This window comes from Rhizobium leguminosarum (assembly GCF_002953715.1).
Classification (GTDB): Bacteria; Pseudomonadota; Alphaproteobacteria; order Rhizobiales; family Rhizobiaceae; genus Rhizobium; species Rhizobium leguminosarum_V.
Genome location: NZ_CP025014.1, coordinates 349,246 through 362,630, shown reverse-complemented (window position 1 = coordinate 362,630; position 13,385 = coordinate 349,246). Strand labels below are relative to the sequence as shown.

Here is a 13,385-nt window from a genome sequence, read left to right as displayed (position 1 = left end):
TCTTCTCCTATCGATTGTCTTCGAGGATCATTGCTGCCGCCTTTTCGGCGATCATGATGGTCGGCGAATTGGTGTTGCCCGAGGTGATCGACGGCATCACCGAGGCGTCGGCGATCCTGAGCTTGCCGAGCGCCCGGAATCTCAGCCTGGGATCGACGACACTGTCCCTGTCGGCGCCCATGCGGCAGGTGCCGACGGGATGGAAGATCGTCGTGCCGATATCGCCCGCCGCCCGCTCCAGATCGGCCTCCGTCTGATAGGCAGGCCCCGGCTTGAATTCCTCCGGCCTGAAACGGGCAAACGAAGGCTGCGCGACGATCCTGCGCGTCAACCGTATTGAACGGACAGCTATGTCACGATCGCGCTGCGTCGAGAGGTATTTCGGGCTGATCGTCGGCTGGGCGGCAAAATCCGGGCTCGACAGGTGCACCGAACCCCGGCTTTCCGGCCTGAGATTGCAGACGCTCGCCGTGATCGCCGGGAAAGGATGGACGGGATCGCCGAACTTCTCCAGCGATACCGGCTGCACGTGATACTGCAGATCAGGCGTTTCCCGGTCCGGGCCCGATCGCGTGAAGATACCGAGCTGGCTCGGCGCCATCGCCATCGGCCCGGAGCGGCGGACGAGATATTCGAGCCCGATCGCCGCCTTGCCGATCAGCTTCGTCGCCTTCTCGTTCAGGGTCGGAACGCCTGTCACCTTGTAGGCCAGACGCAGTTGCAGATGGTCCTGCAGGTTCTCGCCGACACCCTTCACCTCGGTGACGACATCGACGCCCGCTTGGCTGAGAACCTCGCCCCTGCCGATGCCTGACAGTTCCAGTATATGCGGCGAACCGATCGAACCGGCCGAAAGGACGGTTTCCTTCGCCGCATAGGCGCGTTTCGCAACGCCACCATGCTGGAATTCGACCCCGGCAACGGCGCCCTCCTCCACCAGCAGCCGCCGGACCTGCGCCTTGGTGAGCACCGTCAGGTTGGAGCGCCTCATCGCCGGGCGCAGAAAAGCCTTCGAGGTGTTCCAGCGAATGCCGGAACGCTGGTTGACATCGAAATAACCGGAACCTTCATTGCTCCCGCGGTTGAAATCCGCCGTCTCCGGAATACCCGCCTCCTTCGCCGCCTGCTGGAAGGCATCGAGCACGGCCCAGCGCACACGCGCCTTCTCGATGCGCCATTCGCCGCCGGCACCATGCATCTCGTCTTCGCCGCGATAAAAATCCTCCGACTTGCGGAAGAACGGCAAAACATCGTCCCAGCCCCAGCCGGTGCAGCCCATCTGCCGCCAGAGGTCGTAATCGCGCGCCTGGCCGCGCATGTAGATCATGCCGTTGATCGACGAACAGCCGCCGAGAACCTTGCCGCGCGGATAGCTCAGCGCCCGACCATTCAATCCCGCCTCCGGCGCCGTGGTGAAACACCAGTCGGTGCGCGGATTGTTGATGCAATAGAGATAACCGACCGGAATATGGATCCAGTGGTAGTTGTCGCTGCCGCCGGCTTCGAGCAGCAGCACGCGGCTCCGGCCATCGGCGGACAGCCGGTTGGCGAGCACGCAGCCGGCGCTGCCTGCCCCGATGATGATATAGTCGTAACGATCCATGCCCCGCATGAGACTCCAGATGCTTGCCGCTTCCCCCTCCCCGCAGCACGGGGAGAGGGAGAGTCGCAGCGCCGCCGCCCGTCTCCTTTCCCGGGAAAGAGGGATTCTTTCCTGGAACGAAGAGAGGTCCGCCCGTTCAGCGGCGATAGACGAAGCCCAGTTTCCGCCCCAGCCGCGAGGCGTAGAATTCGCCGATGATGCCGCGGCGAAAGATCAGCACGCAGACCATGAAGACGATGCCGGTAATGATCGTCACCGGGAATTCCGAGGTAGCGAGGTAGTTTTCCAGCGCCACTACCAGTCCCGCGCCGAAAAGCGGGCCGATCAGCGTGCCGATGCCACCGAGCAGCGTCATCAGGATCACCTCGCCCGACATCTGCCAGGCGACGTCGGTCAGCGTCGCAAACTGGAAGACGATCGATTTCACCGCGCCCGCGAGCCCGGCAAGCGCTGCCGACATGACGAAGGCGCCGAGCTTGTAGCGCGCCACCGAATAACCGAGCGAGATTGCCCGTTGCTCGTTTTCGCGGATCGATTTCAGGATCATGCCGAAAGGCGAGTTGATGAAACGCCAGATGATCAGCACGCCGATGATGAAAACAGCCAGCACGAAATAATACATGTTGGTCGAGCTGTTCAGATCGATGAAGCCGAAGAGATGGCCGCGCGGCACCGACTGGATACCATCCTCACCTTCGGTAAACTTCGCCTGCAGGCAGAAGAAGAAGAACATCTGCGACAGCGCCAGCGTGATCATCGCGAAATAGATGCCCTGGCGGCGAATGGCGAAGAAACCCATGACGAGGCCGAGAAACGCCGCACCCATCACCCCGATCAGAATGCCGAGTTCCGGCGGCAGGCCCCATGCCTTCACCGTATAGGCGGTGAAATAGGCCGCTCCCCCGAAGAAGGTGGCGTGGCCGAAGGACAGCAGGCCGGTGTAGCCGAGCAGCAGGTTGAAGGCGCAGGCAAAGAGCGCGAAGCAGAGCAGCTTCATCAGGAAGATCGGATAGAAGAAAAACGGCGCCAGCAGCAGGAGCAGCAGCCCCGCCAGCAGAAAACCCGCCTGCACCGAAAGGGCGGTTCGGCTTTTTTCCGTTTGGATGGTTTCGGTGATGTCAGCCATATCAGGCATCCCGGCCAAAGAGGCCCGCGGGCCTGATGAGAAGCACAATCGCCATGATGACGAAGATCACGATGTTGGACGCCTCGGGATAGAAGACCTTGGTCAGGCCCTCGGCGATGCCGAGCACATAACCGGTGATGATCGCGCCCATGATCGATCCCATGCCGCCGACGACGACCACGGCGAAAACGACGATGATCATGTTCGAGCCCATCAGCGGCGAGACCTGGTAGATCGGCGCCGCCAGCACGCCGGCAAAGGCGGCAAGACCCGCCCCGAGCGCGTAAGTGAGCGTCAAGAGCACCGGCACGTTGACGCCGAAGACCTGAACCAGCACGGCGTTTTCCGTGGCGGCGCGGAGATAGGCGCCGAGCTTGGTCTTCTCGATGAGCAGCCAGGTGCCGAGGCAGACGACGAGCGAGACGACGACCACCCAGCCGCGATAGATCGGCAGGAACATGAAGCCGAGATTGGCACCGCCGGCGAGCGCTGCCGGCGTCGCATAGGGCTGGCCGGAAGAGCCATAGAGATAGCGGAAGGTGCCTTCGACCGCGAGCGCCAGCCCGAAGGTGAAGAGCAGGCCGTAGAGCGGATCGAGATCGTAAAGCCGGCGCAGGAATAGCCGCTCGATGATAGCGCCGGCAAGGCCGACGATAAGGGGCGCCACGATCAGCGACGGCCAGTAGCCGATGCCGGCATAAGTCAGCAGCAGGTAGGCAACGAAGGCACCGAGCATATACTGCGCGCCATGGGCGAAGTTGATCACCCTAAGCAGGCCGAAGATGATGGCGAGGCCGAGACTGAGCAGCGCGTAGAACGAACCGTTGATCAGGCCGATCAGCAACTGGCCGAACAGCGCCTGCAGGGGAATGCCGAAGATCATCGTCATCTGGTCACACTCCCAGAACCTTGTGCAGCGTATCCATGCGCTGCGGCAGTTCACCAACCGGGAATTCCGACACCATCTGCCCATGATCCATCAGATAGAAGCGATCGGCAATACGGCTGGCGAAACGGAAGTTCTGCTCGACGAGCAGGATCGTCATGCCGCGCTCCTTCAGCGTCTTCAGCACCTCGCCGATGCGCTGGACGATAACGGGGGCAAGCCCCTCCGTCGGTTCGTCGAGAATGAGCAGCCTGACGCCGGTGCGCAGGATCCGGGCGATCGCCAGCATCTGCTGCTCGCCGCCGGAAAGCTTGGTGCCGGGACTGCCGCGGCGCTCGTAGAGATTGGGGAAGAGCTCGTAGATTTCGTCGAGCGTCATGCCGCCCTCTGCCACGACAGGCGGCAGCAGCAGGTTTTCCGAAACGGTGAGCGTCGAGAAGATGCCGCGCTCCTCCGGCACGAAGCCGATGCCCCGATGCGCCGTCTTGTGCAGCGGCACCTGCATCATATCGCTGCCGGCAAAGCTGATCGTGCCCTTACGGGCACGCACGATGCCGGTGATGGTGCGCAGCGTTGTCGTCTTGCCGACGCCATTGCGGCCGAGAATGGTTATTGTCTCGCCTTCACCGACGCGCATATCGACGCCGTGCAGGACGTGGCTTTCGCCGTACCAGGCATTGAGCCCTTGGACTTCGAGGAGAGCGGCCATCAATGCTCCTCCGTGCCCATATAGGCCACGCGGACGCGCTCGTCCTGGCTGACTGTGGCATAATCGCCCTCGGCGAGGATTTCGCCGCGCTGCAGCACGGTGACATGCTGGCAGATATTGGCGACGACGGAGAGATTGTGCTCGACCATCAGCACCGCCCGCTCGCGGGCGACCTCGCGGATGATCGATGAGACGACGCCGACATCCTCCTGCCCCATGCCGGCCATCGGCTCGTCGAGCAGCAGCACCTTGGGATCGAGCGCCAGCGTGGTGGCGATCTCCAGCACGCGCTTGCGGCCATAGGAAAGATCGGCGGCGACATGATCGCGCTCCTTGGAAAGCCCGACGCTGGCGAGCAATTGCTCGGCGCGCTCGTTCAGCCGGTCGAGCGCCGAAATCGGCCGCCAGAACTGCGTGGAAAGATTGTTCGGCCGCTGCAGCGCCACACGCACATTGTCGAGCACGGTCAGATGCGGGAAGACCGCCGAGATCTGGAAAGAGCGCACCAGTCCCATGCGCGCCACCTTGTCGGGCGGCGTCTTCGTGATGTCAACGCCCATCAGGGTGATCGTGCCTGATGTCGGTTGCAGGAACTTGGTCAGCAGGTTGAAGACCGTCGTCTTGCCGGCGCCGTTCGGGCCGATCAGCGCATGCACGCTTGCGTCATGCACGTCGAGATCGACGTTCTTGACGGCGGTGAAGCCGCCGAAATCACGGCGCAGGCCGCGGGCGGACAAGACCACCCGCGGCTTTTCCTGAGTTTCAATTGCGGAAACCGCCATCGTGCTTACTTCACCAGATCGCAGCCGCTCTTGGCGGGATCGATATAGGCTTCCTTGCCGGGAATGGTGGCGAGCACGTTGAAGTAATCCCACGGCTCCTTGCTTTCGGAAGGCTTCTTGACCTGCAGCAGGTACATGTCATGGATCATGCGGCCATTGGCGCCGACGGTGCCGCCGCGGCCGAAGACGTCGTCGACCGGCATTTCATGCAGTTGCTTGGCGACGGCTTCCGTCTCGTCGGTGCCGGCCTTCTCCACCGCCTTCAGATATTGCGTCACTGCCGAATAGGTGCCGGTGTGGATCATGTTCGGCATCTTGCCGGTGCGGGCGAAGAATTTCTTGGCGAAGGCCCGGCTTTCGTCGTCGCGGTTCCAGTAAAAACCTTCCGTCAGCGTCAGTCCCTGTGCCGCCTCGAGGCCGAGGCCATGGACTTCGGCGAGCGTGAAGAGCAGCGCCGCCAGATGCTGGCCGCCCTGGGTGATGCCGAATTCGGCCGCCTGCTTGATGGCATTCGAGGTGTCAAGGCCGGCATTGGCAAGGCCGATCACCTTGGCGCCGGATGATTGCGCCTGCAGCAAGAAGGACGAGAAGTCCTGGGTCGAGAGCGGATGGCGGACGGCGCCGACGACCTTGCCGCCGCTCGCCTTGACGTAATCGCTGGTCTGCTGTTCCAGCGAATAGCCGAAGGCATAGTCGGCAGTCAGGAAGAACCAGCTGTCGCCGCCCTGCTTGACCAGTGCGCCGCCGGTGCCGACGGCGAGTGCATGTGTGTCATAGGCCCAATGGAAGCCATAAGGCGAGCAGGCCTTGCCGGTCAGATCCGTCGTCGCCGCACCGGTGACGATGTCGATCTTCTTCTTTTCCTTGCCGATCGCCTGCACGGCGAGCGCCACCGACGAGGTCGTCAGTTCCATGATCGCATCCACCTGCTCGGTGTCGTACCACTGGCGGGCGATGTTGGAGGCGATATCAGGCTTGTTCTGGTGGTCGGCATCGACGATCTCGACTGGAACACCCAGGACTTTGCCGCCGAAATCCTCGACCGCCATCTTGGCGGCTTCGACGGAGGACTTGCCGCCGAAATCGGCATAGACACCCGACTGGTCGTTCAGGATGCCGATCTTGACCTTGCCGTCGGTCGCGCTCTGCGCGAGCACCGCTGTGCTGCTTGCAAGCAGAAATGCAACTGATGCAATGAGATTCTTTCGCATATGATCTCCTCCCAGAGATTGGCCAGATTGCGGATCTGTTCAAATTTGGCCAGCCGCACTCCTCAGAACGACGGACCCTCACCTTACGATCACGGAAATTCCGCCCTGAGGCAACGGGTGGTTTACAACTAATTCCAAACAGTATCTGTTCATTTTTGAACAGAGGGGACCGCGATGAACAATCCACCGCAGTTTACTTGGGACGATCTGCAGTTTTTTCTAGCCGTCGCCCGCACGGGACAGCTGTCGACGGCGGCCCGCCAGCTGCGCTCCAGCCATGCCACCGTCTCACGCCGCATCGACCGGCTGGAGTTCACCCTCAAGGTCAAACTGTTCGAGCGCAATCCGCGCGGCTACGTGCTGACCGCCATGGGCACCCGCTTCGTCGAGACGGCCGAGAGGATGGAGCAGGAGACCGAGCGGCTGCGCGCCGACCTCGCCGACGGCTCGATGGCGCAGCGCGGCCTGGTGCGGCTCAGCGCGCCGGAGGGTTTTGCCAACTTCTTCTTCGCAACCGTGCTGCCGCAGTTTGCCGCCCAGCATCCGCATCTCTCGCTCGAACTGGTGACGATCCAGCAGATCATGTCGCTGTCGCGCAAGGAGGCCGATCTTTCCGTCGTGCTCGATGAGCCGAAGGGCGGGCCGTATTTTGCCGAGAAGCTGACCGACTATCATCTGCAGATCTATGGCTCGCGCGACTATCTGGCGAAGGCCGCACCGATCACCTGCCGCGAAGACCTGCTTGAGCATCCCTTCGTCAGCTATATCGAGGAGATGATTTTCGCGCCGGGCCTGGATTATCTGGGCGATGTGCACCCGCGCATCAAGCCGCAGTTCCAGAGCTCCAGCATCTTCGCACAGCTCACCGCCACCAGAAACGGCCTCGGCCTCTGCATCCTGCCCTATTTCTTCGCCAGCCGTTATCCCGAACTGGTGCGCGTGCTGCCAGACGAGATCGACCTCAAGCGCCATTACTGGATCACCTGCCATCGCGACCTCAAACAGGCACCACGCGTGCGCGCCGTCATCGATTTCCTGCGCGAGGCGGTGCGCGGCGAAGATGCGCGCTTCGTGCCGCCCTATGTCACGGCCGCCGGCCCGGCGCGCCGGACAAGAGCGGATGTTTGATTAGAGCATGATGTCGTCCGAAACCGCTCACAGTTTTCGGCATCATGCTCTGGTTACTTCAGGAATTCGGCCCGGTGCGGGGTGAATGCATCGATCAGCCGGCCCTTTTCCAGCGCCTTGACGCCATGGACCAGATTAGGGGGCACGATGAAGCTGCCGCCCTGCTTGAGCACCTCGGTCCGGCCATCGATCGTCACTTCGAAACTGCCTTCGGCGACGTAGCTGGCCTGGATGTGCGGATGCGAATGGGCCGCACCCACGGCGCCGCTTTCGAAAGCCACTTCCACCATCATCATCTCGGGCAGATAGGTCATGATGCGCCTGACGACGCCGGGCTCGGGATTGACCCATTCGGCGCCTTCGGCCGATACGAACAGATCGCTTGACGACATTTCCGCCTCCTCGTTCCAGAATCGATCGCGGGCAAAGTGGATCATGCCGACGCTTTTGAAAAGATGGCGCGGCCGGTCTTTCGAGACTGCCGCCTTCTGTTGACGCGATTGGCTGGCGGGTCTATGGCCAACTTAAGCGAGGCAAGCCAGAACCGGGATGAGGAGACGCGGCCATGCAGCATACGCGCGAGGTTTTCGACTGGGCCGATCCGTTCCGGCTGGTGGAGCAGCTGACCAGTGAAGAGCGCATGGTGCAGGACACCGCCCACGCCTATGCGCAGGAAAAGCTTGCGCCCCGTGTTCTCGACGCCTTCCGCAATGAAAAGACCGATCCTGGGATCTTCCGCGAGATGGGCGAACTCGGCCTGCTCGGCCCGACGATCTCGCCGGATTATGGTGGCGCCGGCCTCGGTTACGTCGCCTACGGCCTGATCGCCCGCGAGGTCGAAAAGGTCGATAGTGGCTACCGCTCGATGATGAGCGTCCAGTCCTCACTCGTGATGGTTCCGATCGAAACCTTCGGCTCCGAGGCGCAGAAGCTGAAATACCTGCCGAAACTCGCCACCGGCGAATGGATCGGCTGCTTCGGCCTGACCGAACCCGATCATGGCTCCGACCCCGGCTCGATGGCAACACGCGCCAAAAAAGTCGACGGCGGCTACAGCCTCACCGGCTCGAAGACATGGATCTCCAACGCGCCGATCGCCGATGTCTTCGTCGTCTGGGCAAAGACCGAGGATGGTCTCATCCGCGGCTTCATCCTCGAAAAGGGCTGGAAAGGGCTTTCGGCTCCCGCCATCCACGGCAAGGTGGGCTTACGTGCCTCGATCACCGGCGAAGTGGTGATGGACGGGGTCTTCGTGCCTGAAGAAAACCTTCTGCCTGATGTGACCGGCCTCAAGGGACCATTCACCTGCCTCAACTCGGCCCGTTTCGGCATCGCCTGGGGCGCGCTCGGTGCTGCCGAGGATTGTTATGCCAGAGCCCGGCAATATACGCTGGAGCGCAAGCAGTTCGGCCGGCCGCTCGCCGCCAACCAACTGATCCAGAAGAAGCTCGCCGATATGGTGGCGGAGATCTCGCTCGGTCTTCAGGGCTGCCTGCGGCTCGGCCGCATGAAGGAGGAAGGCCATCCACCGGTGGAGCTGACCTCGATCCTCAAGCGCAACAGCTGCGGCAAGGCGCTGGAGATCGCGCGTGCGGCCCGCGACATGCTCGGCGGCAACGGCATCTCCGACGAATTCGGCATCGCCCGTCACCTCGTCAACCTCGAAGTGGTCAACACCTATGAGGGCACGCACGACATCCACGCGCTGATCATCGGCCGGGCGATCACCGGCATCGCCGCCTTTGCAAACTAGGCCGGCTGCCGGGGAAGGCGAATTGCCACGCGCCTGACAATGTGCAACCTTCCCTGACGACGGCAAGAGCCGGCAAAAAGGGGGATCGCCGCATGTTTCTGCTTCTTGCATTGCTGATTGGTGTCATTGCCGGGCTTCGCGCCATGACGGCGCCGGCCGCCGTCGCCTGGGGCGCGGCGCTTGGCTGGTTTGATGTCTCGCAGACGCCGCTGGCCTTCATGGGTTACAAGTGGACGCCCTGGATCTTCACGCTTCTCGCCGTCGTCGAACTAATCACCGACCAGCTGCCGTCCACGCCGTCGCGCAAGGTGCCGGTGCAATTCGGCGCCCGCATTGTCAGCGGCGCGCTGGCCGGCGCCACGATCGGTGCCGCCAGCGGCCTGCTGTTCGGCGGGTTGATCGCCGGGGTGATCGGCGCCGTCATCGGCACATATGGAGGCGCCGCCCTCCGCGGCAGGCTTGCCGCATCCTTCGGCAAGGATCTGCCGGCCGCTCTCATCGAGGATGCCGTCGCCGTCATCGGCGCGCTACTGATCGTGGCCGTGTCATGAAGAGCTTCGACGCCATCGTCATCGGGGGCGGCCAGGCCGGCCCCTTCCTCGCCGCCCGCATGGTCGAAAAGGGCATGAAGGTGGCGCTGATCGAGCGCAAGTTCCTCGGCGGTACCTGCGTCAATGCCGGCTGCATGCCGACGAAGACGCTGGTCGCCAGCGCCCGCGCCGCCCATGTCGCAAGAAGCGGCGCCGTTTACGGCGTCAATATTCCGGGCGAGATCGCCATCGACATGAAGGTGGTCAGGGCCCGTGCCGAGGCGGTGACCATGAACGCCCGCAACGGCCTGATCGGCTGGTTCGCCGGCATGGATGGCATGACCGTGATCTACGGCCATGCCCGTTTCGAGGACCCGAAGACCGTCAGCGTCAACGGCGAGACACTGACCGCACCGCGCATCTTCCTCAATGTCGGGGCGCGCCCCGTCATCCCCGACCTGCCAGGGATCAACGATATCGACTATCTCACCAGCACCTCGATCATCCATCTCGACACGCTGCCACGGCATCTGGCCGTCATCGGCGGCAGTTATATCGGGCTGGAATTCGCGCAGATGTATCGCCGCTTCGGCGCCGAAGTCAGCGTCATCGAGCATGGCCCGAAGCTCGCGTCGCGCGAGGACGAGGATATATCCGACGCGATCGCCGATGTCCTGCGCTCGGAGGGCATCGACATTCATACCGGCGTCAGCGACATCGCCTTCGCCAGGAGCAGCGACGGAATAACGGTCGCCACCGATTCAGCGAGGATCGATGCGAGCCATGTGCTGATCGCCACCGGCCGCAAGCCGAACACCGACGATCTCGGCCTCGATGCCGCCGGCGTCATCACCGACAAGCACGGATATATCACCGTCGACGACAAGCTCGCCACCAATGTCGAGGGTATCTGGGCGCTCGGCGATTGCAACGGCCACGGCGCCTTCACGCACACCTCCTACAATGATTTCGAGATTGCCGCCGCCAATCTGCTCGACGGCGACGACCGCAATCTCTCGAGCCGCATCCCCGCCTATGCGCTCTATATCGACCCGCCGCTTGGCCGAGTCGGCATGACGGAGAAGCAGGCTCGCGCCTCCGGCCGCAAGATTATGATCTCGACCCGGCCGATGAGCCGCGTCGGTCGCGCCAACGAGCGCGGAGAGACCAAGGGCTTCATGAAGGTGATCGCCGACGCCGAGACCAAAAAAATCCTCGGTGCGGCGATCCTCGGCATCGAGGGCGACGAGGTGATCCACGGCATCATAGACGCGATGAATGCAGGAACGACCTATCCCGCATTGCAATGGTCGGTGCCGATCCATCCGACGGTGTCGGAGCTGATCCCGACGCTGCTTGGGGATTTGAAGCCGGTTTAGCTATGAATTGATGCTCCGAAATCGACAGCTGGAGGCGGGCTGAGTGTCTATCGAACTGCTGATCGAGCACTACGGCCTGTTGGCGATATTTCTGGGCGCCGCCTTCGAAGGCGAAACAGCCGCCTTCCTTGGCGGCGTCATCTCCCACCGCGGTCTGCTGACCTATTGGTCGGCGTCGCTTGCGGCAACGGCAGGATCCTTCGCCGGCGATCAGTTCTGGTTCTTCGCCGGCCGTTATGCGGCTCGATGGGGTCTCGTCCGCCGGCTGATGGAAAGACCGGCGCTGGCGCGCGCAACCCGGCTTCTGGAAAGATATCCCACCGGATTCATCCTTGCGTTTCGTTTTCTTGTGGGGTTGCGGACGATCAGCCCGATCGTCATCGGGACGACGCGAATAGCGACCGGAAAATTCATCATCCTGAATGCCGTGGCCGCGTTTGCGTGGGGGCAGCTTTTCACGGCGCTCGGTTACTTGTTCGGGCACGGCATCCAACAGACATTGGGCCACCTTCCCCTTCATCGCCATCTGCTGATCGCAGTCGGAGCCGCGGCTGTCGTCACAGGCGCGGCTCTTGCCTTTCGCAAGATAAAACTGAGTGCCAGGCACTCATAGAAGCGCTGTAGACCTACCCCATCACGATCTGCAGCTTCACGTCGCTCGGCCGGGCCTCGACGGCGCGATCAAAGGCCTTGATCGAATCTTCGAATTTGAAGGTCTCGGAAATCAGTGGCTTCAGATCCACTCGTCCTGAGCCGAGCAGCGCGATCGAGCGCTCATACTGGTGCGCGTAGCGGAACACCGTCTCGATGCGGATTTCCTTGGTGGATGCCGTCGAGACGTCGAAGCCGATCGGGTTGACCGGCAGGCCGACGACAACAATGACGCCACCCGGGCGCGGCAGCGCCATGATCGTCTCCCAGGCCTTCGGCGAGCCGGAGCATTCGAAGACGACATCGGCGCCCCAGCCGTTGGTCAGCCGGCCGACCTCTTCGACCAGGTTCTTCTCGCGGATATTGACCGGAATGACACCCTGGTACTGCGCGGCGATATCGAGCTTCGGCTGGGCGAGATCGGCGACGATCGCGCGGGCGCAGCCGCCGGCAAGGGCCGCGATCGCCACCATCGTGCCGATCGGCCCGGCGCCGAGGACGACGGCAGTATCACCAGGCGTAATCTTCGCTTTGGCGGCCGCCTGCATGCCGACGGCGAAGGGCTCGACCATGGCGCCTTCGGCAAAGCTGACATTGTCGGGTAGCTTGAAGGTGTAATTGGCGGGATGCACGACCTCTGGCGTCAGCACGCCGTGGATCGGCGGGGTCGCCCAGAAGGTGACGGCCGGGTCGATATTGTACAGGCCGAGCCGGCTTGCCTTGGAATTCGGATCCGGAATGCCGGGCTCCATGCAGACGCGGTCGCCGACTTTCAGATGCGTGACGCCAGCGCCGACCTCGACCACCGTGCCCGCCGCCTCATGGCCGAGCACCATCGGCGCGTTGACGACGAAGGGGCCGATCTTGCCGTGGGTGTAATAATGCACGTCCGAACCGCACACGCCGACCGTGTGGATCCTGATCTTCACCTCGCCAGGGCCGGTTTCAAGCGGCAGATCGATATCGCGAAGCGCAAGCTCATGCTGGCGCTCGAGGACAAGCGCACGGACTTTGGTCATCGTCGGTTTCCTTCCCTAATGGCTTGCCCATGACTCCATCGGGCAGCGTCGAAGCCGACTATAAGGCCCGAAGCCTTCCCAATTCAACCGGATTGCGAAGGCTTTTGCTCAACAAATGAAAAAATGCTCACTCGGACTTGCCGAGGCTCAGTGGCGGCAGCGGTCCGTCGGGAAACAGCGCCAGCCTGGTCCGATGGCGAGCAGCCTCGGAAGGGCATTTATAAGATTTTTATATAGATGGCCTGTCGTCCGTCTCGAACCTTTATGCGCTTCGGCTCCATATTCATGGCCGAGAGATCGAAAAGATCATCTCCACGCCAGAAAGCATGAAAGGCGGCCTCCCAGCGCCCTTCGTCTTGTCTGACTCCAAGAAGAACAACAGGAGTCACGATCATGATGGATATCATTCTACTCGGCACCGCGATCATATTCTTCGCGCTGTGCTTTGCCTACACCCGAGCCTGCGACAGGCTTTGACAGGAGAAGCGACGATGACCCTCGATTATGTCTTGAGCGGTGCCGTAACCGTGTTTCTCACCGTTTACCTCACCTACGCTCTCCTTCGCCCAGAACGCTTTTGAAGAGAACTGGCGCTTCTGAGGTCGCGC

General features: G+C 62.3%; 14 protein-coding genes. 6 read left to right on the top strand and 8 right to left on the bottom strand.

Features of this window, described 5'->3' with window-relative positions:
• Nucleotides 1-7 precede the first annotated feature (7 nt).
• The 6 genes from CUJ84_RS31245 to CUJ84_RS31220 form a co-directional block, all read right to left on the bottom strand.
• A complete protein-coding gene (locus CUJ84_RS31245; RefSeq protein WP_105009471.1) occupies nucleotides 8-1,603 on the bottom strand; it encodes a GMC family oxidoreductase in 1,596 nt (531 codons plus the stop codon).
• Between the two features lie 136 nt (nucleotides 1,604-1,739).
• Nucleotides 1,740-2,729, bottom strand: a complete 990-nt coding sequence (locus CUJ84_RS31240; RefSeq protein WP_105009470.1) for a branched-chain amino acid ABC transporter permease — start codon at nucleotides 2,727-2,729, stop codon at nucleotides 1,740-1,742.
• 1 nt (nucleotide 2,730) lies between these two features.
• The gene (locus CUJ84_RS31235; protein ID WP_105009469.1) at nucleotides 2,731-3,618 is read right to left on the bottom strand and encodes a branched-chain amino acid ABC transporter permease; all 888 of its coding nucleotides are present in this window, start codon (nucleotides 3,616-3,618) and stop codon (nucleotides 2,731-2,733) included.
• A gap of 4 nt (nucleotides 3,619-3,622) precedes the next feature.
• Complete coding sequence (locus CUJ84_RS31230) at nucleotides 3,623-4,324, bottom strand: ABC transporter ATP-binding protein (protein ID WP_105009468.1); 702 nt, start codon at nucleotides 4,322-4,324, stop codon at nucleotides 3,623-3,625.
• Nucleotides 4,324-5,106, bottom strand: a complete 783-nt coding sequence (locus CUJ84_RS31225) for an ABC transporter ATP-binding protein (RefSeq protein ID WP_027687445.1) — start codon at nucleotides 5,104-5,106, stop codon at nucleotides 4,324-4,326. The genes CUJ84_RS31230 and CUJ84_RS31225 overlap by 1 nt, the downstream gene beginning before the upstream one ends.
• Nucleotides 5,107-5,111: 5 nt before the next feature.
• Nucleotides 5,112-6,317, bottom strand: a complete 1,206-nt coding sequence (locus tag CUJ84_RS31220) for an ABC transporter substrate-binding protein (protein ID WP_018246520.1) — start codon at nucleotides 6,315-6,317, stop codon at nucleotides 5,112-5,114.
• A 174-nt stretch (nucleotides 6,318-6,491) separates the two neighbouring features.
• On the opposite strand from CUJ84_RS31220, the gene CUJ84_RS31215 reads away from it, so the two are divergent.
• Nucleotides 6,492-7,445 (top strand): LysR family transcriptional regulator, encoded by a 954-nt coding sequence (locus CUJ84_RS31215; RefSeq protein WP_027687444.1) that lies wholly within the window; start codon nucleotides 6,492-6,494, stop codon nucleotides 7,443-7,445.
• Nucleotides 7,446-7,498: 53 nt separating this feature from the next.
• Here CUJ84_RS31215 and CUJ84_RS31210 read toward each other — a convergent pair whose 3' ends face one another.
• Nucleotides 7,499-7,837 carry a cupin domain-containing protein gene (locus tag CUJ84_RS31210; RefSeq protein ID WP_011655128.1) on the bottom strand — a complete coding sequence of 113 codons (339 nt, stop codon included), beginning with the start codon at nucleotides 7,835-7,837 and terminating at the stop codon, nucleotides 7,499-7,501.
• Between the two features lie 173 nt (nucleotides 7,838-8,010).
• Here CUJ84_RS31210 and CUJ84_RS31205 point away from each other — a divergent pair, with 173 nt between their 5' ends.
• The 4 genes from CUJ84_RS31205 to CUJ84_RS31190 all read left to right on the top strand — a co-directional run bounded on the left by CUJ84_RS31205 (nucleotide 8,011) and on the right by CUJ84_RS31190 (nucleotide 11,720).
• A complete protein-coding gene (locus CUJ84_RS31205; protein ID WP_105009467.1) occupies nucleotides 8,011-9,198 on the top strand; it encodes an acyl-CoA dehydrogenase in 1,188 nt (395 codons plus the stop codon).
• Nucleotides 9,199-9,290: 92 nt separating this feature from the next.
• Complete coding sequence (locus CUJ84_RS31200) at nucleotides 9,291-9,749, top strand: DUF4126 family protein (protein ID WP_105009466.1); 459 nt, start codon at nucleotides 9,291-9,293, stop codon at nucleotides 9,747-9,749.
• The gene (locus CUJ84_RS31195; protein ID WP_105009465.1) at nucleotides 9,746-11,107 is read left to right on the top strand and encodes an FAD-containing oxidoreductase; all 1,362 of its coding nucleotides are present in this window, start codon (nucleotides 9,746-9,748) and stop codon (nucleotides 11,105-11,107) included. Before CUJ84_RS31200 ends, CUJ84_RS31195 begins: the two co-directional genes overlap by 4 nt.
• Nucleotides 11,108-11,150: 43 nt before the next feature.
• The gene (locus CUJ84_RS31190; RefSeq protein ID WP_105009464.1) at nucleotides 11,151-11,720 is read left to right on the top strand and encodes a DedA family protein; all 570 of its coding nucleotides are present in this window, start codon (nucleotides 11,151-11,153) and stop codon (nucleotides 11,718-11,720) included.
• 13 nt (nucleotides 11,721-11,733) lie between these two features.
• Here the strand turns inward: CUJ84_RS31190 and CUJ84_RS31185 are convergent, their stop codons facing one another.
• Nucleotides 11,734-12,777: an NAD(P)-dependent alcohol dehydrogenase gene (locus CUJ84_RS31185; RefSeq protein WP_105009463.1), complete on the bottom strand. Its 1,044-nt coding sequence runs from the start codon at nucleotides 12,775-12,777 to the stop codon at nucleotides 11,734-11,736.
• A 491-nt stretch (nucleotides 12,778-13,268) separates the two neighbouring features.
• On the opposite strand from CUJ84_RS31185, the gene CUJ84_RS31175 reads away from it, so the two are divergent.
• Nucleotides 13,269-13,358, top strand: coding sequence for a K(+)-transporting ATPase subunit F (locus CUJ84_RS31175; protein ID WP_003547774.1), 90 nt, complete (start codon nucleotides 13,269-13,271; stop codon nucleotides 13,356-13,358).
• The last annotated feature ends 27 nt before the right edge of the window (nucleotides 13,359-13,385 follow it).